Annotated in this window: 25 protein-coding genes, 1 rRNA gene and 2 other annotated features; all 26 genes read left to right on the top strand. The window is 41.8% G+C overall.

Annotated features, from left to right (window positions below):
• A 5S ribosomal RNA gene (rrf, locus tag SB660_RS24495) occupies positions 1-73 on the top strand; the annotation flags it as partial.
• A gap of 177 nt (positions 74-250) precedes the next feature.
• Positions 251-715 carry a CtsR family transcriptional regulator gene (locus SB660_RS17570; protein ID WP_003217184.1) on the top strand — a complete coding sequence of 155 codons (465 nt, stop codon included), beginning with the start codon at positions 251-253 and terminating at the stop codon, positions 713-715.
• Between the two features lie 14 nt (positions 716-729).
• On the top strand, positions 730-1287 hold the full coding sequence (mcsA, locus tag SB660_RS17565) for a protein-arginine kinase activator protein McsA (protein ID WP_034665655.1): 558 nt from the start codon (positions 730-732) through the stop codon (positions 1285-1287).
• A 4-nt stretch (positions 1288-1291) separates the two neighbouring features.
• A complete protein-coding gene (mcsB, locus tag SB660_RS17560; protein ID WP_410583538.1) occupies positions 1292-2383 on the top strand; it encodes a protein-arginine kinase McsB in 1092 nt (363 codons plus the stop codon).
• Positions 2380-4815, top strand: a complete 2436-nt coding sequence (gene clpC, locus SB660_RS17555) for an ATP-dependent protease ATP-binding subunit ClpC (protein ID WP_003216969.1) — start codon at positions 2380-2382, stop codon at positions 4813-4815. The genes mcsB and clpC overlap by 4 nt, the downstream gene beginning before the upstream one ends.
• Before the next feature lie 93 nt (positions 4816-4908).
• Positions 4909-6288: a DNA repair protein RadA gene (gene radA / locus SB660_RS17550; RefSeq protein WP_058015795.1), complete on the top strand. Its 1380-nt coding sequence runs from the start codon at positions 4909-4911 to the stop codon at positions 6286-6288.
• A 2-nt stretch (positions 6289-6290) separates the two neighbouring features.
• Positions 6291-7370, top strand: a complete 1080-nt coding sequence (gene disA, locus SB660_RS17545) for a DNA integrity scanning diadenylate cyclase DisA (RefSeq protein ID WP_012008686.1) — start codon at positions 6291-6293, stop codon at positions 7368-7370.
• Positions 7371-7523: 153 nt separating this feature from the next.
• A complete protein-coding gene (locus tag SB660_RS17540) occupies positions 7524-8624 on the top strand; it encodes a PIN/TRAM domain-containing protein (RefSeq protein WP_058015822.1) in 1101 nt (366 codons plus the stop codon).
• A 13-nt stretch (positions 8625-8637) separates the two neighbouring features.
• The gene (ispD, locus tag SB660_RS17535) at positions 8638-9327 is read left to right on the top strand and encodes a 2-C-methyl-D-erythritol 4-phosphate cytidylyltransferase (RefSeq protein WP_061406507.1); all 690 of its coding nucleotides are present in this window, start codon (positions 8638-8640) and stop codon (positions 9325-9327) included.
• 3 nt (positions 9328-9330) lie between these two features.
• Positions 9331-9807, top strand: a complete 477-nt coding sequence (gene ispF / locus SB660_RS17530; protein WP_058015797.1) for a 2-C-methyl-D-erythritol 2,4-cyclodiphosphate synthase — start codon at positions 9331-9333, stop codon at positions 9805-9807.
• Between the two features lie 94 nt (positions 9808-9901).
• On the top strand, positions 9902-11353 hold the full coding sequence (gltX, locus tag SB660_RS17525; protein ID WP_180309712.1) for a glutamate--tRNA ligase: 1452 nt from the start codon (positions 9902-9904) through the stop codon (positions 11351-11353).
• Positions 11353-11584, top strand: a binding site (T-box leader). Its footprint overlaps the gene before it by 1 nt.
• A gap of 83 nt (positions 11585-11667) precedes the next feature.
• Positions 11668-12321 carry a serine O-acetyltransferase gene (gene cysE / locus SB660_RS17520; protein WP_012008691.1) on the top strand — a complete coding sequence of 218 codons (654 nt, stop codon included), beginning with the start codon at positions 11668-11670 and terminating at the stop codon, positions 12319-12321.
• On the top strand, positions 12318-13718 hold the full coding sequence (cysS, locus tag SB660_RS17515; RefSeq protein ID WP_003217177.1) for a cysteine--tRNA ligase: 1401 nt from the start codon (positions 12318-12320) through the stop codon (positions 13716-13718). The genes cysE and cysS overlap by 4 nt, the downstream gene beginning before the upstream one ends.
• 3 nt (positions 13719-13721) lie before the next feature.
• Complete coding sequence (locus tag SB660_RS17510; protein ID WP_003217007.1) at positions 13722-14153, top strand: Mini-ribonuclease 3; 432 nt, start codon at positions 13722-13724, stop codon at positions 14151-14153.
• A complete protein-coding gene (gene rlmB / locus SB660_RS17505; RefSeq protein ID WP_003217141.1) occupies positions 14137-14886 on the top strand; it encodes a 23S rRNA (guanosine(2251)-2'-O)-methyltransferase RlmB in 750 nt (249 codons plus the stop codon). The genes SB660_RS17510 and rlmB overlap by 17 nt, the downstream gene beginning before the upstream one ends.
• A gap of 2 nt (positions 14887-14888) precedes the next feature.
• Positions 14889-15401, top strand: coding sequence for a ribosome-dependent mRNA decay endonuclease Rae1/YacP (gene rae1, locus SB660_RS17500; RefSeq protein WP_003216949.1), 513 nt, complete (start codon positions 14889-14891; stop codon positions 15399-15401).
• A gap of 63 nt (positions 15402-15464) precedes the next feature.
• Complete coding sequence (gene sigH, locus SB660_RS17495) at positions 15465-16121, top strand: RNA polymerase sporulation sigma factor SigH (protein ID WP_003217132.1); 657 nt, start codon at positions 15465-15467, stop codon at positions 16119-16121.
• A 76-nt stretch (positions 16122-16197) separates the two neighbouring features.
• Positions 16198-16347, top strand: coding sequence for a 50S ribosomal protein L33 (gene rpmG / locus SB660_RS17490; RefSeq protein WP_012008694.1), 150 nt, complete (start codon positions 16198-16200; stop codon positions 16345-16347).
• 35 nt (positions 16348-16382) lie between these two features.
• Positions 16383-16559 carry a preprotein translocase subunit SecE gene (secE, locus tag SB660_RS17485; RefSeq protein WP_003216942.1) on the top strand — a complete coding sequence of 59 codons (177 nt, stop codon included), beginning with the start codon at positions 16383-16385 and terminating at the stop codon, positions 16557-16559.
• 170 nt (positions 16560-16729) lie between these two features.
• Complete coding sequence (gene nusG / locus SB660_RS17480; RefSeq protein ID WP_003217197.1) at positions 16730-17263, top strand: transcription termination/antitermination protein NusG; 534 nt, start codon at positions 16730-16732, stop codon at positions 17261-17263.
• Between the two features lie 171 nt (positions 17264-17434).
• Positions 17435-17860: a 50S ribosomal protein L11 gene (gene rplK, locus SB660_RS17475; RefSeq protein ID WP_003216956.1), complete on the top strand. Its 426-nt coding sequence runs from the start codon at positions 17435-17437 to the stop codon at positions 17858-17860.
• Positions 17861-17959: 99 nt separating this feature from the next.
• Positions 17960-18658 carry a 50S ribosomal protein L1 gene (gene rplA, locus SB660_RS17470; protein WP_007496292.1) on the top strand — a complete coding sequence of 233 codons (699 nt, stop codon included), beginning with the start codon at positions 17960-17962 and terminating at the stop codon, positions 18656-18658.
• A 48-nt stretch (positions 18659-18706) separates the two neighbouring features.
• Positions 18707-18847 (top strand) — a sequence feature (ribosomal protein L10 leader region).
• A gap of 69 nt (positions 18848-18916) precedes the next feature.
• Complete coding sequence (rplJ, locus tag SB660_RS17465; protein WP_003217048.1) at positions 18917-19417, top strand: 50S ribosomal protein L10; 501 nt, start codon at positions 18917-18919, stop codon at positions 19415-19417.
• Between the two features lie 41 nt (positions 19418-19458).
• Positions 19459-19824 carry a 50S ribosomal protein L7/L12 gene (rplL, locus tag SB660_RS17460; protein WP_008345418.1) on the top strand — a complete coding sequence of 122 codons (366 nt, stop codon included), beginning with the start codon at positions 19459-19461 and terminating at the stop codon, positions 19822-19824.
• A gap of 97 nt (positions 19825-19921) precedes the next feature.
• Positions 19922-20527, top strand: coding sequence for a class I SAM-dependent methyltransferase (locus tag SB660_RS17455; RefSeq protein WP_061406515.1), 606 nt, complete (start codon positions 19922-19924; stop codon positions 20525-20527).
• 255 nt (positions 20528-20782) lie between these two features.
• Positions 20783-24364, top strand: a complete 3582-nt coding sequence (rpoB, locus tag SB660_RS17450; protein ID WP_041815109.1) for a DNA-directed RNA polymerase subunit beta — start codon at positions 20783-20785, stop codon at positions 24362-24364.
• Positions 24365-24421 lie beyond the last annotated feature (57 nt).

The raw sequence follows: 24421 nt of genomic DNA, 5'->3' as shown, positions 1-24421 counted from the left end.
ACACGGAAGTTAAGCTCTTCAGCGCCGATGGTAGTTGGGGGTCTCCCCCTGTGAGAGTAGGACGCCGCCAAGCTTGTCTAAGGATCAGTTCCGTATGGAACTGGTCTTTTTTGTGTTTTTGAGAGGTTTGACACCATATAAATGTGGAAATAATATTCTTAGTTGAGCGATTATCTTGAAAAATCGACCGAAAAAATTTATAGTAAGATTAAAGTCAAATATAGTCAAAGTCAATGGAGGAGGAGGCGGAGTGGCACAAAATATTTCTGATATCATCGAGCAGTATTTGAAAGAAGTCTTGGATCAGAATGGTCGAGAAATATTAGAAATTAAGCGCAATGAAATTGCAGATAAGTTTCAATGCGTACCTTCACAAATTAACTATGTTATCAATACACGCTTTACGAGCGAGAGAGGCTACATCGTTGAAAGTAAGCGTGGCGGCGGTGGCTATATCCGCATCATAAAAGTCAAAATGAATGATGAAGTCGACTTATTGAACAATATTATTTCCCAAATATATCATCGTTTATCACAGGCTGCCTCTGATCATATCATCATGCGTCTTGTCGAAAATAACATTTTATCTGAAAGAGAAGCAAAGATGATGATCAGTGTCATGGACCGTTCTGTTTTGCACATTGATTTACCTGAACGTGATGAATTGCGGGCTCGGATGATGAAAGCGATGTTAAATGCTTTGAAATTAAAGTAAAGCGGGTGAAAAGATTGATTTGTCAAGAATGCAATGAGAGACCAGCCACTTTTCACTTTACGAAAGTTATAAATGGAGAAAAACAAGAAATGCACATATGTGAACAATGTGCAAAAGAAAACAGTGATTCATATGCTATGAGTGGGAACCAAGGTTTCTCGATTCATAACTTATTATCGGGTTTATTGAATATTGATCCTAGCTTTACCACAAGTGCGAATAAGGGATCATCTATTTTTCAAGAAGCGAGAGAAGTGGATCAATGTCCTAAGTGTGGCTTAACCTTTCAACAATTCAGAAAAACAGGCCGTTTTGGCTGTGCAGAATGCTATCGTTCATTTGATCAGTATTTGAACCCTGTTTTACGGAAAGTCCATAGTGGAAATACAGTCCATAATGGAAAAGTCCCTAAACGGATTGCCGGCAGTCTTCATGTGCGCCGGAAACTTGAGTTGATGCAGCAAGAGCTGAAGCAGTTAATTGAACAAGAAGAGTTCGAAAAAGCAGCGGAAGTTCGAGATCAAATTCGTGCATTAGAGCATGAGCAATCTCAGCAGAGGGAGGGAGATTAACAACATGTCGCTCCAGCATTTTATTCAAGACGCTTTAAGTCAATGGATGAAACAAAAAGGACCAGAAAGTGACATTGTTCTAAGCAGTCGAATCAGGCTAGCACGAAACCTAGAGCATGTTCGTTTCCCAACTCAGTTTTCTCAGGAAGAGGCTGAAGCTGTTCTCCAGCAATTCGAGCAAAAGTTTGCTAGCCAGGAAGTGAAGGACATTGGAAACTTTGTTCTAATTCGAATGAATGAAACGCAGCCTTTAGCAAAGAGAGTACTTGTTGAAAAGCATTTGATCAGCCCAAACTTAGCAGAATCAAGATTTGGCGGTTGTTTGCTTTCTGAAAATGAGGAAATCAGTGTGATGCTGAATGAAGAAGACCATATTCGAATCCAATGCTTATTCCCAGGCTTCCAACTAGCCAATGCATTAAAAGCGGCTAACCAGATAGATGACTGGATTGAAGAGCAAGTGGATTATGCGTTTTCTGAAAAGCGAGGATACTTAACAAGCTGTCCAACCAATGTAGGTACAGGTATTAGGGCTTCGGTCATGATGCATTTACCCGCTTTAGCCCTCACAAGACAAATGAATCGGATTATTCCGGCGATTAATCAATTAGGTCTTGTAGTCAGAGGAATTTATGGTGAAGGCAGCGAAGCAATAGGGAACATCTTTCAAATTTCAAATCAAATGACACTTGGTCAATCAGAAGAGGATATTGTAGATGATTTAAATAGTGTGACCGCTCAGCTCATTGAACAAGAGCGATCTGCACGAAAAGCGTTATATCAAACATCTAAAATTGAACTTGAGGACAGAGTGTACCGTTCCTTGGGGATTTTGTCCAATTGTCGGATGATTGAATCAAAGGAAACAGCTAAGTGTTTGTCAGATGTGCGCCTTGGAATTGATTTAGGTATCATTAAGGGGCTTTCAAGTAATATACTGAATGAACTCATGATTTTGACACAGCCAGGCTTTCTTCAACAATATTCTGGAGAAGCTTTGGAGCCAAATGAACGAGATATAAAACGAGCAGCGATTATTAGAGAAAGGCTGCGTTTAGAAATGCATAGGAATGGACAGGAGGATGAAACGATATGATGTTTGGAAGATTCACTGAAAGAGCTCAAAAGGTATTAGCACTTGCACAAGAAGAAGCCATTCGCCTAGGCCATAAGAACATTGGTACTGAACACATTTTACTTGGTCTTGTACGCGAGGGAGAGGGTATTGCCGCAAAAGCGTTAGAAGCACTGGGCCTTGTTTCAGATAAAATCCAAAAAGAAGTCGAAAGCTTGATTGGAAGAGGGCAAGAGGTGTCTCAAGCAATTCCTCATTATACGCCTAGAGCGAAGAAGGTCACTGAGCTTTCAATGGATGAAGCAAGAAAGCTAGGTCATTCCTATGTAGGGACAGAACATATTCTATTAGGTCTTATTCGCGAGGGAGAGGGTGTAGCTGCCCGCGTTTTAAATAACCTCGGAGTGAGCTTAAATAAAGCACGTCAGCAAGTCCTGCAGCTGCTTGGCAGCAATGAAACAGGTGCATCTGCCGCTGGCTCTAACAGCAATGCAAATACACCAACATTAGATAGCTTGGCAAGAGATTTAACAGCGATTGCGAAAGAAGACAGCTTGGACCCTGTCATTGGACGAAGCAAAGAAATTCAGCGTGTCATTGAGGTCCTAAGCAGAAGAACAAAAAACAACCCTGTGCTGATTGGTGAGCCCGGTGTTGGTAAAACAGCCATCGCTGAAGGTCTTGCACAGCAAATTATTCATAATGAAGTGCCTGAAATTCTGCGGGATAAACGAGTGATGACGCTTGATATGGGAACCGTTGTAGCAGGAACGAAATATCGTGGTGAATTTGAGGATCGTTTGAAAAAAGTCATGGACGAAATTCGTCAGGCAGGAAATATCATTCTCTTCATTGATGAGCTTCATACACTGATTGGTGCTGGCGGAGCAGAAGGTGCGATTGACGCATCTAATATTCTCAAACCATCCTTAGCACGTGGAGAGCTTCAATGTATCGGGGCAACAACGTTAGATGAGTACCGTAAATATATTGAAAAGGATGCTGCGCTTGAACGACGTTTCCAGCCAATTCAAGTAGATCAGCCATCCGTTGATGAAAGTATTCAAATCTTAAGAGGTCTTAGAGATCGTTATGAGGCACATCACCGTGTGTCCATCACAGATGAAGCGATTGAGGCGGCGGTGAAGCTGTCTGACCGTTATATTTCTGATCGTTTCCTTCCAGATAAGGCGATTGATTTAATTGATGAGGCAGGTTCGAAAGTCCGTTTACGTTCTTTCACAACACCGCCTAACCTAAAAGAACTAGAGCAAAAGTTGGATGAAGTGCGCAAGGAAAAGGATGCGGCTGTTCAAAGTCAGGAATTTGAAAAAGCAGCTTCTCTTCGCGATACAGAGCAGCGTTTACGTGAAAAAGTAGAAGTCACAAAGAAATCTTGGAAAGAAAAGCAAGGTCAGGAGAATTCAGAGGTATCAGTGGATGATATCGCAATGGTTGTCTCTAGCTGGACGGGAGTGCCTGTTTCAAAAATTGCCCAAACAGAAACAGATAAGCTTCTGAATATGGAACAATTACTCCATTCTCGTGTAATCGGGCAGGATGAAGCGGTTGTCGCTGTAGCAAAAGCTGTGAGACGTGCGCGTGCTGGTCTAAAAGATCCAAAACGTCCAATCGGCTCCTTTATCTTCTTAGGCCCAACAGGGGTTGGTAAAACGGAGCTTGCAAGAGCACTTGCGGAGTCTATTTTTGGTGATGAAGAAGCGATGATCCGTATCGATATGTCTGAATACATGGAGAAACATTCTACATCTAGACTTGTTGGGTCACCTCCAGGCTATGTTGGCTATGAAGAAGGCGGACAACTGACTGAAAAAGTGAGAAGAAAACCTTATTCTGTTGTGCTTTTAGACGAGATTGAAAAGGCGCATCCAGATGTATTCAACATCTTACTGCAAGTATTAGAAGATGGTCGTCTGACGGATTCTAAAGGGCGTACCGTTGACTTTAGAAATACGATTTTGATCATGACATCCAACGTTGGAGCTAGTGAACTGAAGCGAAATAAATATGTTGGCTTTAACGTGCAGGATGAAGGTCAAAATTACAAAGATATGAAAGGCAAAGTGATGGGCGAGTTGAAACGTGCGTTTAGACCAGAATTCATCAACCGTATTGATGAAATTATTGTCTTCCATTCACTTGAAAAGAAACATTTAAAAGAGATCGTGTCTCTCATGTCTGATCAATTGACGAAACGATTAAAAGAACAAGACCTTTCAATTGAATTGACAGAAGCAGCAAAAGCGAAGATTGCCGACGAAGGTGTAGACCTTGAGTACGGTGCGCGTCCGTTAAGAAGAGCGATTCAAAAGCATGTGGAGGATCGACTTTCTGAGGAGCTTTTAAAGGGTAATATTGAAAAAGGTCAACAAATCGTATTAGATGTGGAAGATGGAGAAATTGTCGTAAAAACGACGGCTGCTACGAACTAATATAGTAAGAAAAAAGTGTGAGGCATACCAGTAAGGTGTATGCCTCCCTTTACTTATTTTCTGACCAGTATAAGGAGTTGTATTCTTCAATCTATGGCTAAGACAAAATCAAAATTTATATGCCAATCGTGCGGTTATGAATCAGCCAAATGGATGGGGAAATGTCCAGGCTGCGGCACGTGGAACAGTATGACAGAAGAGGTCGTTCGTAAAGAGCCGGTAAACCGTCGAAGCGCTTTTAATCATTCTGTCCAAACCATTCAAAAACCTTCACCTATTTCTGCAATTGAAACATCAGATGAACCCCGAATCAAAACGAATTTAGAAGAATTTAACCGAGTATTAGGAAGTGGAATTGTCAAAGGCTCTCTTGTTCTCATTGGCGGAGATCCTGGAATTGGGAAGTCCACATTATTATTACAAGTATCAGCACAGCTCTCAGACAAAAATCAGAATGTATTATACATATCCGGTGAGGAGTCCATTAAACAAACGAAGTTAAGAGCGGACCGCCTCGGCATAAAAAGCACCTCTTTACATGTTTTGGCTGAAACCGATATGGAGTATATAACGTCTGCTATACAAGAGATGAAACCCGCTTTTGTCGTGGTGGATTCGATTCAAACTGTTTATCAAAGCGATATTACGTCAGCCCCTGGGTCTGTATCTCAAGTGAGAGAATGTACAGCGCAGCTGATGAAGATTGCCAAGACAAATGGGATTCCAATTTTTATCGTTGGTCACGTGACCAAAGAAGGCTCGATCGCAGGTCCACGTCTTTTAGAGCATATGGTGGACACGGTTCTTTATTTTGAAGGTGAGCGTCATCATACGTTTCGTATCTTACGTGCAGTGAAAAACCGATTTGGTTCAACGAATGAACTAGGGATTTTTGAAATGAGAGAGGAAGGGCTCACGGAAGTATTAAACCCATCCGAAATTTTCTTAGAAGAACGTTCGGCAGGTGTATCTGGTTCGTGTGTTGTTGCCTCAATGGAAGGAACAAGACCTGTTCTTGTCGAGATACAAGCGCTAATTTCACCAACAAGCTTCGGAAATCCGCGTAGAATGGCCACTGGTCTTGATCATAATCGAGTGTCACTGCTCATGGCGGTTTTAGAAAAACGTGTTGGACTGCTGCTGCAAAACCAGGATGCGTATTTAAAGGTCGCAGGCGGTGTGAAGCTTGACGAACCAGCAATTGACTTGGCCATTGCGGTCAGTATTGCATCAAGCTTTAAAGACGCAGCGCCGCATCAAGCGGATTGCTTTATAGGAGAGGTCGGTCTGACGGGAGAAGTCAGAAGAGTATCAAGAATTGAACAGCGTGTGCAGGAAGCTGCGAAACTAGGATTTAAGCGAATGTTTATTCCTCAGGCGAATATAGATGGATGGAAAAAGCCGAGAGGGATTGAGTTAGTCGGTGTAGAAAATGTAGCGGAGGCACTTCGAATTTCACTAGGGGGATCATAGAAATGGAAAAAGAGAAAAAAGGAGCGAGAGAACTCGATCTCTTAGATATCGTACAGTTTGTGGCACCAGGGACACCTCTTCGGGCTGGGATCGAAAACGTCCTGAGGGCCAATACTGGCGGGCTTATTGTTGTTGGTTATAACGACAAGGTAAAAAGTGTTGTCGATGGAGGATTTCATATTAATTCTGCCTTCTCCCCAGCACACTTATATGAATTGGCGAAGATGGATGGAGCCATTATTTTAAGCGATTCTGGTCAAAAGATCTTGTATGCGAATACACAGCTCATGCCAGATGCAACCATTCATTCATCGGAAACGGGCATGAGGCACCGAACTGCTGAACGTGTAGCGAAGCAGACAGGCTGTTTAATCATTGCGATTTCTGAACGGAGGAACGTCATTACCTTATACCAAGGGAATCGTCGTTATACGCTGAAAGATATTGGCTTTATTTTAACGAAGGCCAATCAAGCCATACAAACACTTGAGAAATATAAAACCATTTTAGATCATGCCATTTCTGCGTTAAGCGCCCTGGAATTTGAAGAGCTTGTGACCTTTGGTGATGTATTATCCGTCCTGCATCGTTACGAAATGGTGCTTAGAATCAAAAATGAAATCAATATGTATATCAAAGAGCTTGGAACAGAAGGACATTTGATTCGTCTGCAAGTCAATGAACTGATTACAGATATGGAGCAGGAAGCGGCTTTATTTATTAAAGATTACGTGAAAGAAAAGATTAAAGATCCATATGTTCTGCTTAAACAGCTCCAAGATATGTCTAGCTTTGAGCTTTTAGATGATTCCATTCTGTACAAGTTACTTGGCTATCCAGCTTCTACAAATATTGACGAATATGTGTACACAAGAGGTTACAGACTGCTTCACAAAATCCCTAGACTGCCTATGCCAATCGTCGAAAACGTGGTTGAAGCGTTCGGTGTGTTAGATCGAATTATGGAAGCAGATGTACAAGATTTGGATGAAGTAGAAGGAATTGGAGAAGTAAGAGCGAAAAAGATAAAAAAAGGATTAAAAAGGCTGCAAGAAAAACATTATATCGACCGACAGCTGTAAGAAGAGAAATTTTCTTTAAACACGGTTAAAAATGGATGAATATGGGTATATTAATGATGCTTTTGTTTTCTATTGATTATGATAGGAAACTTAAACATATATCAATGTCAGGTGAGGGTGGATTGACAGATGAAAAATAAAGGAGGTGAAGGTATGTTAAAAAGAATCGTTCAGGCGTTTTTTATCATTTTTGGTGCAGTTGTAGGGATTTTTATCATTCCAGAGTTATTTCTGCTGTTAAATGTAAAGGACATACCTTTCATAACAAATGCTTACTCTTCAGCACTAATAGGAGCCGCTGTGTTCTTTATCATCGGCAAATGGTGCACAGGTTATGTGGTGAATTGGGTGAAATGGATCGAGGATTCTCTCTTAAAGGCGCCTCTTCCTGATCTTATTTCTGGAAGTTTCGGATTAGTATTTGGACTTATTCTAGCATATCTTATTGTAAACGTGATCCCGCTAAACAATATCCCATATCATATTTTTGGTACCATTATTCCGATTTTCCTGGCTTTCTTTTTAGGATACCTTGGATTTCAGGTAGGCTTTAAGAAGAAGGATGAAATGATGGGGCTGTTCTCCCGATCTGCAAAGGTCACCAAGAAAAAAGGAGCAGCTGATGATGAACCTGAAATAGAAGATAAAAAGCTGAAAATTTTAGACACAAGTGTTATCATTGATGGAAGAATCGCAGATATTTGTCAAACTGGATTCTTAGAAGGCATCATGGTCATTCCTCAATTTGTGCTCGAGGAATTACAGCATATTGCAGACTCTTCTGATGTATTAAAGAGAAATAGAGGCCGAAGAGGTCTTGATATTTTAAATCGTATTCAAAAAGAATTAGATATCAAAGTTGAAATTTACGAAGGTGACTTTGAAGACATTCAAGAGGTTGATAGCAAGCTTGTGAAGCTCGCTAAATTAACTTCAGGTGTTGTTGTGACAAATGATTTTAATTTAAATAAAGTATGCGAACTTCAAAAAGTAGCAGTGTTAAACATCAATGATCTAGCCAATGCGGTGAAACCGGTTGTGCTGCCTGGGGAAGAAATGAAGGTACAGGTCATTAAAGATGGGAAAGAGCATAACCAAGGTGTTGCTTACTTAGATGACGGTACGATGATTGTGGTCGAAGAAGGACGCAATTACATTGGAAAAGACATCGATGTGCTCGTCACAAGTGTGCTGCAGACTGCTGCTGGAAGAATGATTTTTGCGAAGCCAAAACTTCTGGAGAAGGCGCTCTAAAGGGAGAACGAACATGTATTATGAAGTAGTTATTCCGGCTGCGGGGCAGGGGAAACGAATGAAGGCCGGCCGCAATAAGCTTTTTATTGAGCTGAAAAGAATGCCGGTCATTATTCATACACTAAAGGTGTTTGACGCTCATGCTCAATGCAAACGCATGATCCTAGCGATCAATGAAGAGGAGCGTCAAGACTTTGAAAGGCTACTCAAGGTACACGCTTTTCAAACGCCTGTTTCACTTGTTACCGGCGGCGAAGAACGTCAGCAAAGTGTATACGAAGGATTAAAGGCTGTGAAAGATGCAGACATCGTGCTTGTTCATGATGGGGCAAGGCCTTTTATTAAGCATACACAGATTGACTTGCTCGTTAAAGCAGCGATTGAAAAAGGCTCCGCAGTTGTAGCGGTACCAGTGAAAGACACAATCAAACGCGTTCAAGAAGGCAAAGTGGAACAAACCATTGAACGTCAGAGCTTGTGGGCAGTCCAGACCCCACAAGCTTTTCGTCATTCTATTTTAAAAGAGGCGCATGAATATGCAGAGCGGACCGGTTTCCTTGGAACAGACGATGCCAGTCTTGTGGAACAATTACATGGTGAAGACGTGTATATTGTCCAAGGAGATTACACCAATATTAAGCTGACGACACCGGATGATTTATTGGTTGCCAAGGCAATTATGGATGCGGAAAGAGGGTACTAGATCATGTTGAGAATAGGACAAGGCTTTGATGTACATCAATTAACTGAGGGAAGACCTTTGATTATCGGCGGGGTTACCATCCCTTATGAAAAGGGGCTGCTTGGGCATTCAGACGCTGATGTACTGCTTCACACAGTGGCAGATGCCTGCCTAGGTGCGATTGCTGAAGGAGATATCGGCAGACATTTCCCAGACACAGATCCTGAGTTTAAGGATGCGGATTCTTTTAAATTACTGCAGCATGTGTGGGCACTAGTAAAGGAAAAAGGCTACACACTTGTGAATATTGATTGCACCATTATGGCGCAAAAGCCCAAAATGGCACCTTACATTCAACCGATGTGTGAGAAGATTGCAGAAGCGCTTGAGGCAGAGGTCACACAGGTGAATGTGAAAGCAACAACGACGGAGAAACTCGGATTTACAGGAAGAGGCGAAGGAATTGCCTCTCAAGCAACGGTGCTTCTTCAGAAAAAGTAAAACTCATTTTGATGAGAATGTGATTTGATGATAAAATACGTTTATAAAAAATTGGTGTCAGACAACATGATGCAGATGAAAGGAAGTTAAACTCATGGGAAATGAAGTGCGTGTTCGTTATGCACCGAGTCCAACTGGTCATTTACATATTGGGAATGCTAGAACGGCTCTTTTCAACTATTTGTTCGCACGCAGTCAAGGCGGCAAATTTATTATTCGAATCGAAGATACGGACCAAAAGCGTAATGTAGAGGGTGGAGAAGAAAGCCAGCTGCGCCACCTGCAATGGCTCGGTATTGATTGGGATGAGAGCATTGATAAAGATGGCGGCTACGGCCCTTACAGACAATCAGAGCGTAATGATATTTATAAAAAGTATTATGATGAGCTGCTAGAGAAGGACTTGGCGTATAAGTGCTATTGTACGGCTGAAGAGCTAGAGGAAGAGCGTGAAGCACAAATCGCCCGCAGTGAAATGCCGCGATATTCTGGTAAATGCAGTCAATTATCAAAAGAAGAAGAGGACAAGCTAATTGCTGAAGGAAGAGAGCCAAGCATCCGCTTCCGAGTGCCAAAAGGAGAAATCATCAAATTTGACGACATGGTCAAAGGCGATATTTCATTTGAGACAGACGGCATCGGTGACTTTGTCATTGTGAAGAAAGATGGTACGCCGACTTATAACTTCGCTGTAGCAGTAGATGATCATTTGATGAAAATGACTCACATTCTCCGCGGAGAGGATCACATTTCGAATACGCCTAAACAAATCATGATCTTCAACGCATTCGGCTGGGATGTTCCGCTATTCGGACATATGACGCTGATTGTGAACGAGAACCGCAAGAAATTAAGCAAGCGTGATGAATCCATTATTCAATTCATCGAGCAATATAAAAACTTAGGCTATTTACCAGAAGCCCTGTTCAACTTCATTGCACTACTTGGATGGTCTCCAGTGGGCGAAGAAGAACTGTTTACAAAAGAGCAATTCATCGACATTTTCGATGTAAATCGACTTTCTAAGTCACCAGCTCTATTCGATATGCATAAACTAAAATGGGTAAATAACCAATACGTGAAAGCACTTGATCTTGATCAGGTTGTTGCGTTAACACTTCCACATCTTCAAAAGGCAGGCAAAGTAAGTGAGCAGCTGTCAGATGAAGAAAACACGTGGGTGCGCAAGCTGATTGCTCTGTATCACGAACAATTGAGCTATGGAGCAGAAATTGTTGAGTTAACAGAGTTGTTCTTTAAGGAGCAAATTGAGTATAATCAAGAGGCGAAGGAAGTTCTAGCAGAGGAGCAAGTACCAGAAGTCATGGCATCTTTTGCTGGTCAGCTTGAACGACTTGAATCTTTCACACCTGATGAAATCAAGGCGGCTATTAAAGCGGTACAAAAAGAAACAGGGCATAAAGGCAAGAAACTCTTCATGCCAATTCGTGTGGCTGTCACAGGACAAACGCATGGCCCAGAACTTCCGCAAAGTATTGAACTACTAGGAAAAGAAACGGTATTAAACCGCATTAAACAAATATAAGGAAATCGTTGCGAGGGAGAAGTACAATGTTTTCGTCCATCACAGAAAGAGTCTTCACCGGCTGAAAGAGACTTATGGGCAGACGTTGGAAATGCACCCTCAAGACCCTTGAGGAACACGAGTACGTTAGTATGCAAGGGCGGTACCCTCCGTTATGGGATTAAGTTGAGAAGGCTGCGAAATGAGGGCTTTCTAAACAGAGTGGAACCGCGTTTTCAAAACGTCTCTGTCATATGGCAGAGGCGTTTTTTATTTGTCCAAAAAAGAGAGCAAGTCCGAAGAGAGATTGATGGGGAAGAACGGGGGGGAAGCATGTGTTTTTCAAAATGCTGAAAGAAGACATTGATACTGTGTTTGATCAAGATCCTGCTGCTAGAAGCTATATTGAAGTAGTGCTAACCTATTCAGGGCTTCATGCGATTTGGGCTCATCGTATCGCGCATGCATTTTATAAGCGGAAGCTGTACTTTCTTGCTCGGATCATTTCTCAGGTCAGCCGGTTTTTCACAGGGGTGGAAATTCACCCTGCGGCAACCATTGGCAGGCGCTTCTTCATTGACCACGGTATGGGAGTGGTGATTGGGGAAACATGTGAAATTGGAGACAACGTCACTGTTTTCCAAGGCGTGACATTAGGGGGAACAGGGAAAGAAAAGGGAAAGCGGCACCCGACCATTTTAGACGATGCGCTCATTGCGACAGGTGCAAAGGTGCTTGGTTCCATTACTGTCGGAAAAGGAGCCAAGATTGGAGCGGGGTCGGTCGTGTTAAAGGACGTACCAGACCATTCCACCGTTGTCGGTATACCTGGGCGAGTCGTCGTTCAAAATGGTAAGAAAATCAATCGTGATCTCAATCATCAAGATTTGCCAGATCCAATTTCCGATCGTTTCAAAGAATTGGAACGAGAAATGGAAAAGCTAAAAGGTGAGCTGGCTTCATTGAGCAGAAAGGAAGAACAATCATGACAATCAATATTTATAATACATTGACACGTAAGAAAGAAGAATTCGTCCCGCTTGAACCAGGAAAGGTCAAGATGTATGTGTGCGGACCAACCGTTTATAACTACATCCATATTGGGAATGCAAGACCTGCTATTGTTTATGACACTGTACGTAAGTATTTAGAATACAGTGGCTATGATGTGAACTTTGTCTCAAACTTTACAGATGTGGATGATAAACTCATCAAAGCAGCCAATGAACTCGGAGAAGATGTTCCGACGATTGCTGACCGTTTTATCCAAGCCTACTTTGAAGACGTCAGTGCACTAGGCTGCAAAAAAGCTGACCTTCACCCGCGAGTGACGGAAAATATGGATGATATCATTGCATTTATTGCGACATTGATTGAAAAGGGCTACGCCTATGAAGCAGATGGTGACGTGTATTACAGCACACGCTCATTTGAAGGCTACGGAAAGCTTTCTCACCAGTCGATTGATGAACTAAAGACTGGTGCCCGTATTCGTGTAGGTGAGAAGAAACGAGATGCGCTGGACTTTGCTTTATGGAAGGCCGCAAAGGACCAAGAAATCTCATGGGATAGCCCGTGGGGCGAAGGACGCCCAGGCTGGCATATCGAATGCTCAGCCATGGTTAAAAAATATTTAGGTGATACGATCGATATTCATGCAGGCGGACAGGATTTAACCTTCCCTCACCATGAAAATGAAATCGCTCAATCTGAGGCTTTGACAGGCAAACCTTTTGCAAAGTATTGGATGCATAACGGATATATTAATATTGAGAATGAAAAAATGTCAAAATCACTAGGCAACTTTGTGCTCGTGCATGACATTGTGAAAGAACAAGATCCTGACGTACTTCGATTCTTTATGTTGTCGGTTCACTACCGTCATCCAATTAACTACTCAATGGACTTACTAGAGAGTACAAAGAGTGCGTTTAACCGGCTCAAAACGTCGTATGCTAATTTACATCATCGCCTTGAAAGCAGCACGAATATCACAGAAGATAATGCTGAATGGCTGGCGAAGGTTGAAGAGCAGCGAGCGACGTTTATTTCTGAAATGAATGATGACTTCAATACGGCAAATGCGATCTCTGTTTTATTCGAACTTGCGAAACAGGCGAATTATTATATGGAAAATGATCATACTTCGGAGGAAGTGATCAAGGCATTTATCGGCTTGTTCCAAGAAATCACTTCTGTCCTTGGCTTCTCATTAGAAGAAAAGCATACGCTTGACGAAGAAGTAGAAGCGTTAATTGAAAAACGCAATGAGGCTAGAAGAAATCGTGATTTTGCGCTATCTGATCAAATTCGTGACCAGTTAAAAAGCATGAATATTGTATTGGAGGATACTCCTCAAGGTACTCGCTGGAAAAGAGGAGAATAGGTCATGTTGAATTTTGAAAAGCTGAAAGACGGTAAACAATTGAACGGACTTGCGCTTGCTTATATGGGTGATGCCATTTTTGAAGTCTACGTGAGGCATCACCTCCTCCAAACGGGGGCGACAAAACCAAATGAGCTGCACAAACGAGCAAGCAAAATTGTTTCAGCTAAATCTCAGGCAGCTATTTTATTTACGCTTCAGCAGCAAGGCTTTTTCACTGAAGCAGAAGAAGCGGTGTTGAAAAGAGGAAGAAATGCAAAATCAGGCACAGTGCCTAAAAACACAGACGTTCAAACGTATCGTTATAGTACGGCGTTTGAAGCGCTCATGGGTTATTTATTTATTGAAAAGCAGGACGAACGCTTAGAAGAGCTGATTAGTCAGGCGATTGAAATCGGAACGTCAGGGAGGAAGACAAATGAGTCAGCAACATGATTATGTGATTGGGAAAAATGCAGTGATTGAAACACTGAAGTCAGATCGGGAGTTATACAAGCTCTGGATGGCAGAAAACACTGTAAAAGGACAAGCCCAGCAGGTCATTGAACTCGCAAAAAAACAAAATATCACCATTCAGTATGTTCCGAGGAAAAAACTTGATCAAATGGTTACAGGTCAGCACCAGGGAATCGTTGCACAAGTAGCAGCATATGAATATGCAGAATTAGACGATTTATATCAAATCGCTGAACAGAGGAATGAACAGCCGTTCTTTCTGATCTTAGATGAAATTGAAGACCCGCATAATTTAGGTTCCATTATGCGTACAGCAGATGCTGTAGGTGCACACGGGATTGTCATTCCAAAAAGGAGAGCGGTCGGCTTAACGACAACTGTTGCCAAAGCATCCACTGGAGCAATTGAACATATTCCTGTTGCCAAAGTCACCAATCTTTCAAGAGCTCTTGATGAGATGAAAGAAAGAGGAATCTGGGTCGCGGGAACAGATGCGTCTGCCAAACAGGATTACAGACAATTTGATGGCACGATGCCGCTTGCTCTCGTGATTGGCAGTGAAGGGAAAGGGATTGGCCGATTGATCAAAGAAAAGTGTGATTTTCTGATTAAGCTGCCTATGGCCGGAAAGGTCACTTCGTTAAACGCGTCAGTTGCTGCTAGTCTATTGATGTATGAAGTGTATCGAAAACGTTATCCGTTAGGAGAATAGAGATGGACATCCTCTTAGTCGATGGATACAACATGATAGGTGCATGGCCGCGGCTGCAGCACTTAAAGGAAAACAGCTTTGAAGAAGCCAGAGACATACTGATTCAAAATTTAGCAGAATATCAAGCATACACAGGGTATCGAGTCATTGTCGTATTCGATGCCCATATGGTCAAAGGAATCGAAAAAAAGCGGATCAATCACCGGGTAGAGGTCATCTTTACGAGAGAGAATGAAACAGCTGATGAGCGGATTGAAAAGCTTGCCCAGGATTTGAATAATATTCGGACGCAGATTCATGTGGCGACCTCAGACTTTACAGAACAATGGGCAATCTTTGGACAAGGAGCTCTTCGGAAGTCGGCTCGAGAGCTTTTAAGAGAGATTGAAGTGATCGAACGAAAGATTGAAACGAGAGTCAAAAAGATTACTTCTGATAAACCAGCATCCAAGATTGAATTGTCAGAAGATGTATTGAAAACGTTTGAAAAATGGCGGCGTGGGAATCTAGAATAGCTTGACGATATTTCAACCATTAATGTATAATATTTCTATCTAGGTGCGGTCGGGGGGATCGAAGTGAATCTAAACAACAGCAAGGATAAATCCATCAGAGAGCAATTTTGCCAGTTGGAAGATGAACAAGTCATTGAAAGGGTTCATGTCGGAGATAGTGATGCGCTAGATTACTTAATAACGAAATACCGCAATTTTGTACGTGCAAAAGCAAGATCTTATTTCTTGATTGGAGCGGATCGAGAGGATATTGTCCAAGAAGGGATGATCGGACTTTATAAGTCTATCCGCGATTTCAGAGAGGACAAGCTTACTTCATTTAAGGCTTTTGCAGAATTATGTATTACCCGCCAAATTATCACCGCAATTAAAACAGCTACTCGCCAAAAACATATCCCGTTAAATTCCTATGTATCATTAGATAAGCCAATATATGATGAAGAATCAGACAGAACATTGTTGGACGTCATTTCCGGTGCTAAAGCGCTTAACCCAGAAGATTTAATCATTAGCAAAGAAGAATTTGATGATATCGAAATGAAGATGGGTGAACTACTAAGCGAGCTGGAAAGAAAGGTTCTTGTGCTTTACCTTGATGGCAGATCCTATCAAGAGATTTCTGAAGATTTAAACCGTCATGTGAAATCAATTGATAACGCACTCCAACGAGTAAAGAGAAAATTAGAGAAATATTTAGAGCTTCGCGAGATTAGTCTCTAATCAAACCTATATTGACAGCTTTTTCGACACTGTGATAAGGTACTAAGGAAATGATGTCGAGAAAATAGGTGTAAATATGAGGAAAAAGATTACTCTAGCCTGTAAAGACTGCGGAAGCCGCAATTATACGACAATGAAAAGTGATGCTTCAGCAGCTGAAAGATTAGAAGTTAAGAAATATTGCAAGACTTGTAATTCACATAAAACACATTTAGAAACGAAGTAAGATTTGCGTTCTTTAATCTGTGGAGGTCTTTTACAATGCGTATTATCAGTTTCTTAAAAAGTGTCGGAAAAGAAATGAAGAAGGTCAGCTGGCCAAAGAAAAACGAAATGATTCGTTACACAATCACTGTTATTTTAACAGTCGTATTCTTTGCAATCTTTTTCTCTTTTCTTGATATAGGAATCTCACAATTAATCGAATTAATTCATTAATACTTGAATAATGGTCTGCTGAACGTGCTATAATAGATCATAATATGACTTGCCAAAAAACCCGTTTTACGGGTTTTTTCAATTGCTTGAAAATATTTACCGGTACTCGAGATTCGTCAAATAGACATTACGAAATGTGGGGAGGGAAGGACTGAATAGTCCTGAACGAAATGGAAAAGAATTGGTATGTTGTGCATACGTACTCTGGCTATGAAAACAAAGTAAAAGCGAACTTGGAAAAGCGTGTTGAATCAATGGGCATGCAAGATAAGATCTTCCGCGTTGTCGTACCAGAAGAAGAAGAAACAGATATTAAAAATGGTAAGAAAAAAGTTGTCAAAAAGAAAGTATTCCCTGGCTATGTTCTAGTGGAAATCGTGATGACTGACGACTCTTGGTATGTTGTTCGTAATACACCAGGTGTCACAGGATTCGTTGGATCAGCTGGATCAGGCTCGAAGCCGACAGCGCTGCTGCCAGGCGAAGCTGAAACCATTCTGAAGAGAATGGGCCTTGAAGAACGCAAAACAGAAATCGACTTTGAATTGAAAGAAACAGTCAAGGTCATCGACGGACCATTTGCTAACTTCACAGGCTCTATTGAAGAGATTGATTACGATAAAAGCAAAGTCAAAGTATTCGTTAATATGTTTGGTAGAGAAACACCCGTGGAACTTGAGTTCACGCAGATCGATAAATTGTAATTCAAAAGAGCTTGAAATGAGTGTATAGAAGTGGTAATATAGCAAAGGTACGTCTTGAGTTCGCTCAAGATCGCTAGCTAGTTATTTCGTCATTCATATAAAGAATGAAGTTGTTGAGTGGGAGGGGGATTCCCCTATTACCACATCACGGACTTTAAGGAGGTGTGTCTCGTGGCTAAAAAAGTAGTTAAAGTTGTTAAATTGCAAATTCCTGCTGGAAAAGCTAACCCAGCTCCACCAGTTGGACCTGCACTAGGTCAAGCCGGTGTTAATATCATGGGATTCTGTAAGGAGTTTAATGCTCGTACAGCTGACCAAGCTGGTCTTATCATTCCTGTTGAAATTTCGGTTTTTGAAGACCGTTCATTTACATTTATTACTAAAACTCCACCTGCTGCAGTTTTACTTAAAAAAGCAGCTGGTATTGAGTCTGGTTCTGGTGAACCTAACCGTAATAAAGTGGCAACTGTTAAGCGTGATAAAGTACGCGAAATCGCGGAAACAAAAATGCCTGACTTAAACGCTGCTAGCGTTGAATCAGCTATGCGCATGGTTGAAGGTACTGCACGCAGTATGGGTATTGTCATCGAAGATTAATTTATTGTCTTGTTGGGTTGCGAGTTTGGTTTTGACAAGTTCGCAACCCTTATTCGTGGGAGGTTATTCCGCTAAAACCACATAAGGAGGATTTTTATAATGGCTAAAAAAGGTAAAAAGTATGTAGAAGCTGCTAAGCTGATCGAACGTACTAAAGCGTATGATGTAGCTGAAGCTGTTTCTCTTACAAAAAAAGCAAATACAGCGAAATTTGATGCGACTGTAGAAGTTGCTTTTCGTTTGGGCGTAGACCCTCGTAAAAACGATCAACAAATCCGCGGTGCAGTTGTACTTCCTAACGGAACTGGTAAAACTCAACGCGTTCTTGTGTTCGCTAAAGGCGAAAAAGCAAAAGAAGCAGAAGCTGCTGGAGCAGACTACGTTGGAGATTCTGATTACATCACTAAAATCCAACAAGGCTGGTTTGAATTCGATGTAATCGTTGCGACACCTGACATGATGGGTGAAGTTGGTAAGATCGGTCGTGTACTTGGACCAAAAGGCCTTATGCCAAACCCTAAAACAGGAACTGTTACATTCGAAGTAGAAAAAGCAATCAATGAAATCAAAGCTGGTAAAGTAGAATACCGCGTTGATAAAGCTGGTAACATCCACGCGCCAATCGGAAAGGTTTCTTTCGAGGACGAAAAGCTTGTTGAGAACTTTGCAACAATCTATGACACAATCCTTAAAGCAAAACCTGCAGCGGCTAAAGGTGTATACGTGAAAAACGTTTCTGTTACATCTACTATGGGCCCTGGCGTGAAAGTGGATCCATCTTCTTTCTCTGCAAAATAAATCTTGACTTATCACAATCATTTTGATAATATCAAAATGTTGTAAAATAGAATATGTCCATTTATACCGTAGACAGCAGGGGCCTTATGGCTTAATTAACCCGCCGAGGTGTATATGTCACAGTCTTACGTTAACGTATGCTTGTATATACAGCCTCCATGTCTTAATGGAGGCTTTTTATATGGAGAACCGTTCGTTAGGAACGTGATGGCCTGATCGGTATAAGTGTTACACAAACAATGTACAGGAGGTGTAACCATGAGCAATGCAATCGATACAAAAAAAGTTGTCGTTGATGAAATTACTTCTAAATTTAAAGATAGTATGTCTACTGTCATTGTAGATTACCGCGGTCTTTCAGTTTCTGAAGTGACTGAACTTCGTAAACAGCTTCGTGACGCTGGCGTAGAATTCAAAGTTTACAAAAATACTTTGACTCGCCGTGCAGTTGAACAAGTTGAACTAACGGGTTTAAACGATTTCTTAACAGGTCCAAACGCTATCGCATTCAGTAACGAAGATGTTATCGCACCTGCGAAAATCATCAACGAATTTGCGAAAAGCCACGAAGCTTTAGAAATCAAAGCTGGTGTCATCGAAGGAAACGTAGCGACTGTAGAAGAAGTGAAGGCTCTTGCGGAACTTCCGTCTCGCGAAGGCTTACTATCTATGTTGCTTAGCGTTCTTCAAGCTCCAGTTCGTAACCTTGCTCTTGCTACTAAAGCAGTTGCAGATCAAAAAGAAGAACAAGGCGCTTAATGCGTACTTGACGTAAAAAACTTAAAATGGAGGAATTACAAATGGCTTTAAATATCGAAGAAATCATTGCTTCAGTTAAAGAAGCAACTGTACTTGAGTTAAACGACTTAGTAAAAGCAATCGAAGAAGAATTTGGCGTAACTGCTGCTGCTCCTGTAGCTGTAGCTGCTGGTGGCGGTGCTGCTGCTGAAGAAAAAACTGATTTTGATCTAGTACTTGCTGGTGCTGGAGATCAAAAAATCAAAGTTATCAAAGTGGTTCGTGAAATCACTGGTCTTGGCTTGAAAGAAGCTAAAGAACTTGTTGACAACACTCCGAAACCACTTAAAGAAGGTATTGCTAAAGAAGAAGCTGAAGAACTTAAAGCTAAGCTTGAAGAAGTTGGCGCTTCTGTAGAAGTTAAGTAATCTTCGCCTAATCTTTTGGGAAAGCTCGCTTTTACTGGCGGGCTTTTTCTTTTCTATTCTCCTGAAACGATTGAATCCAGAGGAGGTCCAATTCACCATGAGTGACCACTATTATACGGAAAAGCCATCAGTGAAAAGCAATAAACAGACATGGGACTTCACCTTGAGAAACCGTACCTATACTTTTACAAGTGACAGTGGAGTGTTTTCTAAGAAAGAAGTCGACTTTGGTTCGAGGCTTTTAATTGAAGCTTTTGAAGAACCTGACGTGGGTGGCGATGTCTTAGATGTCGGTTGCGGTTATGGACCGATTGGCTTATCGTTAGCAAACGAAATGACGAGCCGCACCATTCATATGATTGATGTGAACGAAAGAGCAGTCGAACTTTCAAAGGAAAACGCTAAACATAATCGCATTGATAATGTCCGCATCTATCAAAGTGATTTGTTCTCGAATGTTCATTCATCAGCTGCTTTTGCCTCTATACTGACCAATCCCCCAATACGGGCAGGGAAGAAAGTTGTACATGCGATCTTTGAAAAAAGTGCTGATCATTTATTGCCGGAAGGTGAGTTGTGGGTGGTTATTCAGAAAAAGCAGGGCGGACCATCTGCGATTGAGAAATTAGAACAGCTCTTTGGAGAAGTCGAAGTTGTATTGAAAAAAAAGGGCTACTATATTATCAAAGCTAAAAAAGTTTGACGCAGTTTCCTAGCTGTGTTAACATTATAAAATGCCAATGTGTATATTTTGCTTGATAGGCTTAAAAAACAACTATTTTGTATAAATTATGCATACTTGGGAAAACTAATAAAATCGGTATTTGTTTTTGGATGTGGTTTTCTTATTTTAGAAACCCTTTTTTCTTTTGTCTTGTAAAAGTATTTCTTTACTGACATTTGAAAGGCTGAAATACTTTTTACACATATAATACGCATGATTTGAGGGGTGAATCAGTTGACAGGTCAACTAGTTCAGTATGGACGACACCGCCAGCGCAGAAGCTACGCACGCATAAGCGAAGTGTTAGAATTACCAAATCTCATTGAAATTCAAACCTCTTCTTATCAGTGGTTTCTTGATGAGGGTCTTAGAGAGATGTTTCAAGATATATCCCCAATTGAGGATTTTACTGGTAACCTTTCTCTTGAATTCATTGATTACAGCCTAGGGGATCCTAAGTATCCTGTAGCAGAATCAAAAGAACGTGATGTAACTTACTCTGCTCCACTAAGAGTAAAAGTTCGATTAATTAACAAAGAAACTGGAGAAGTAAAAGACCAAGATGTGTTCATGGGTGATTTCCCAATCATGACAGACACAGGTACTTTTATCATTAACGGTGCGGAACGTGTAATCGTTTCTCAGTTAGTACGTTCTCCAAGTGTATATTTCAGTGGTAAAGTAGACAAAAACGGTAAAAAAGGTTTTACTGCGACTGTCATTCCAAACCGTGGCGCATGGTTAGAATACGAAACTGATGCGAAGGATGTAGTCTATGTACGCATCGATCGCACACGTAAGTTGCCGGTTACGGTTCTTTTGCGTGCTCTCGGCTTCAGCTCTGATCAAGAGATTCTTGACCTCATTGGCGAGAATGAATACTTACGCAACACGCTGGAAAAAGACAATACAGAGAATGCGGATAAAGCACTTCTCGAAATCTACGAGCGTCTCCGCCCTGGAGAGCCGCCGACTGTTGAAAATGCGAAAAGCCTGCTAGACTCTCGCTTCTTCGATCCGAAGAGATATGACCTGGCAAATGTTGGACGCTACAAGATTAATAAAAAGCTTCATATTAAAAATAGACTGTTCAATCAAAAATTGGCTGAGACGTTAGTTGACCCTGAAACAGGTGAAATTCTAGCAGAAAAAGGTCAAATTTTAGACAGAAGAGTTCTTGATAAAGTTCTTCCATACTTAGAAAACGGCATCGGATTTAGAAAGCTTTATCCAAATGGTGGCGTAGTAGAAGATGAAGTAGAACTTCAATCTATTAAGATTTATGCACCGTCTGATCAAGAAGGCGAGCAAGTGATCAACGTGATCGGGAATGCATACGTAGAGGAAGCTGTGAAAAACATCACGCCTTCTGACATCATTGCATCGATCAGTTACTTCTTCAACCTTCTTCATGGTGTAGGTGACACAGATGATATCGATCACCTTGGTAACCGTCGCCTGCGTTCTGTAGGTGAGCTTCTGCAAAACCAATTCCGTATTGGTTTAAGCAGAATGGAGCGTGTTGTTCGTGAAAGAATGTCGATCCAAGACACAAACACGATCACACCTCAGCAACTGATCAATATTCGTCCTGTGATCGCTTCTATCAAAGAGTTCTTTGGTAGTTCTCAGCTTTCTCAGTTCATGGATCAAACAAACCCGCTTGCTGAATTGACGCACAAACGTCGTCTATCAGCGCTTGGGCCTGGTGGTTTGACACGTGAGCGTGCAGGAATGGAAGTTCGTGACGTTCACTACTCTCACTATGGTCGTATGTGTCCGATTGAAACACCAGAGGGTCCAAACATTGGTTTGATCAACTCTCTATCTTCATTTGCAAAAGTGAATCGTTTCGGCTTTATTGAAACACCTTACCGCAGGGTTGATCCTGAAACTGGTAAAGTGACACCGAGAATCGACTACTTAACTGCTGATGAAGAGGATAACTACGTAGTAGCACAAGCGAACGCTCTTCTAGCTGATGATGGTTCGTTTATCGATGATAATATCATTGCTCGTTTCAGAGGGGAAAACACCGTTGTTCCTCGAAACCGCGTTGACTACATGGACGTTTCGCCAAAGCAGGTTGTTTCTGCAGCGACAGCATGTATCCCATTCTTAGAAAACGATGACTCTAACCGTGCTCTAATGGGAGCGAACATGCAACGTCAGGCTGTGCCTTTGATGCAGCCGGAATCACCGATTGTTGGTACAGGTATGGAGTATGTATCAGGTAAAGACTCTGGTGCTGCTGTCATCTGCCGCTACCCAGGTGTTGTAGAACGTGTTGAAGCAAAAAATATTTGGGTTCGCCGCTATGAAGATGTCGACGGACAACAAGTCAAAGGAAACCTAGACAAATACAGCTTGCTGAAATTTGTCCGCTCTAACCAAGGGACTTGCTACAACCAGCGTCCAATCGTAAGTGTTGGAGATGAAGTCGTAAAAGGAGAAATCCTTGCAGACGGTCCTTCAATGGAAAAAGGTGAATTGGCTCTAGGACGTAACGTCATGGTCGGCTTCATGACTTGGGACGGTTATAACTACGAGGATGCGATCATCATGAGTGAGCGCCTTGTAAAAGATGACGTCTACACGTCGATTCATATTGAAGAATATGAATCAGAAGCTCGTGATACAAAGCTTGGACCTGAAGAAATCACTCGTGATATTCCAAACGTTGGGGAAGATGCTTTACGCAACCTTGACGAGCGTGGAATCATCCGTATCGGTGCAGAAGTAAAAGACGGAGACCTTCTTGTAGGGAAAGTAACGCCTAAAGGTGTAACCGAACTAACAGCTGAAGAACGTCTATTACATGCAATCTTCGGTGAAAAGGCTCGTGAAGTACGTGATACGTCTCTACGTGTTCCACACGGCGGCGGCGGAATTATCCACGACGTCAAAGTCTTTAACCGTGAAGATGGAGATGAATTACCTCCGGGTGTTAACCAGTTAGTCCGCGTATACATCGTTCAGAAGCGTAAAATTTCTGAAGGTGACAAAATGGCCGGACGACATGGTAACAAAGGGGTTATCTCTAAAATCCTTCCAGAAGAAGATATGCCGTATCTTCCAGATGGAACACCGATTGATATCATGTTAAACCCTCTAGGGGTACCATCTCGTATGAACATCGGTCAGGTACTTGAGCTTCATATGGGTATGGCTGCACGTTACCTTGGCATCCACATTGCGTCACCAGTATTTGATGGTGCGCGTGAGGAAGATGTTTGGGAAACGCTTGAAGAAGCAGGTATGTCCCGTGATGCGAAAACAGTCCTTTATGACGGTCGAACTGGTGAACCATTCGATAACCGTGTATCGGTCGGAATCATGTACATGATCAAACTGGCTCACATGGTTGACGATAAACTTCACGCACGTTCAACTGGTCCATACTCACTTGTTACGCAGCAGCCACTTGGCGGTAAAGCACAGTTTGGTGGTCAGCGTTTCGGAGAGATGGAAGTATGGGCACTTGAAGCTTACGGTGCAGCATACACACTTCAAGAGATCTTAACAGTTAAATCGGATGACGTTGTGGGTCGTGTGAAAACATACGAAGCCATCGTCAAAGGGGATAACGTCCCTGAACCAGGTGTCCCTGAATCATTCAAAGTGTTAATCAAAGAACTTCAAAGTTTAGGTATGGATGTCAAAATCCTATCTGGCGATGAAGAAGAGATAGAAATGAGAGATTTAGAAGACGATGAGGAAACGAAGAAAGCAGACGGATTAGCGTTATCTAATGACGAAGATGCTGCAGACCTCGCACCTGTCGATCTTGAACGTGACGCAGTCACAAAAGAATAGCAGAAACGATTAGAGCAAGTGACTAGGGTATAACCCGAAGATTAAAAGGGAGGTAGG

This window comes from Bacillus sp. SIMBA_005, assembly GCF_046535585.1.
GTDB classification, from domain to species: domain Bacteria; phylum Bacillota; class Bacilli; order Bacillales; family Bacillaceae; genus Bacillus; species Bacillus pumilus.
Note: the sequence above shows the minus strand (reverse complement) of the source record. Positions and strands in the feature narration are given on the sequence as shown.

Excerpts from the sequence above, each read along its gene's own strand:
- rlmB (WP_003217141.1), top strand. The coding sequence starts at position 14,137 with ATGAGTCAGCAACATGATTATGTGATTGGGAAAAATGCAGTGATTGAA.
- disA (WP_012008686.1), top strand. The coding sequence starts at position 6,291 with ATGGAAAAAGAGAAAAAAGGAGCGAGAGAACTCGATCTCTTAGATATC.
- ispF (WP_058015797.1), top strand. The coding sequence starts at position 9,331 with ATGTTGAGAATAGGACAAGGCTTTGATGTACATCAATTAACTGAGGGA.
- cysS (WP_003217177.1), top strand. The coding sequence starts at position 12,318 with ATGACAATCAATATTTATAATACATTGACACGTAAGAAAGAAGAATTC.
- rplJ (WP_003217048.1), top strand. The coding sequence starts at position 18,917 with ATGAGCAATGCAATCGATACAAAAAAAGTTGTCGTTGATGAAATTACT.
- rae1 (WP_003216949.1), top strand. The coding sequence starts at position 14,889 with ATGGACATCCTCTTAGTCGATGGATACAACATGATAGGTGCATGGCCG.
- rplA (WP_007496292.1), top strand. The coding sequence starts at position 17,960 with ATGGCTAAAAAAGGTAAAAAGTATGTAGAAGCTGCTAAGCTGATCGAA.
- rpmG (WP_012008694.1), top strand. The coding sequence starts at position 16,198 with ATGAGGAAAAAGATTACTCTAGCCTGTAAAGACTGCGGAAGCCGCAAT.
- SB660_RS17540 (WP_058015822.1), top strand. The coding sequence starts at position 7,524 with ATGTTAAAAAGAATCGTTCAGGCGTTTTTTATCATTTTTGGTGCAGTT.
- ispD (WP_061406507.1), top strand. The coding sequence starts at position 8,638 with ATGTATTATGAAGTAGTTATTCCGGCTGCGGGGCAGGGGAAACGAATG.
- SB660_RS17455 (WP_061406515.1), top strand. The coding sequence starts at position 19,922 with ATGAGTGACCACTATTATACGGAAAAGCCATCAGTGAAAAGCAATAAA.
- mcsB (WP_410583538.1), top strand. The coding sequence starts at position 1,292 with ATGTCGCTCCAGCATTTTATTCAAGACGCTTTAAGTCAATGGATGAAA.
- nusG (WP_003217197.1), top strand. The coding sequence starts at position 16,730 with ATGGAAAAGAATTGGTATGTTGTGCATACGTACTCTGGCTATGAAAAC.
- rplL (WP_008345418.1), top strand. The coding sequence starts at position 19,459 with ATGGCTTTAAATATCGAAGAAATCATTGCTTCAGTTAAAGAAGCAACT.
- clpC (WP_003216969.1), top strand. The coding sequence starts at position 2,380 with ATGATGTTTGGAAGATTCACTGAAAGAGCTCAAAAGGTATTAGCACTT.
- secE (WP_003216942.1), top strand. The coding sequence starts at position 16,383 with ATGCGTATTATCAGTTTCTTAAAAAGTGTCGGAAAAGAAATGAAGAAG.
- radA (WP_058015795.1), top strand. The coding sequence starts at position 4,909 with ATGGCTAAGACAAAATCAAAATTTATATGCCAATCGTGCGGTTATGAA.
- gltX (WP_180309712.1), top strand. The coding sequence starts at position 9,902 with ATGGGAAATGAAGTGCGTGTTCGTTATGCACCGAGTCCAACTGGTCAT.
- SB660_RS17510 (WP_003217007.1), top strand. The coding sequence starts at position 13,722 with ATGTTGAATTTTGAAAAGCTGAAAGACGGTAAACAATTGAACGGACTT.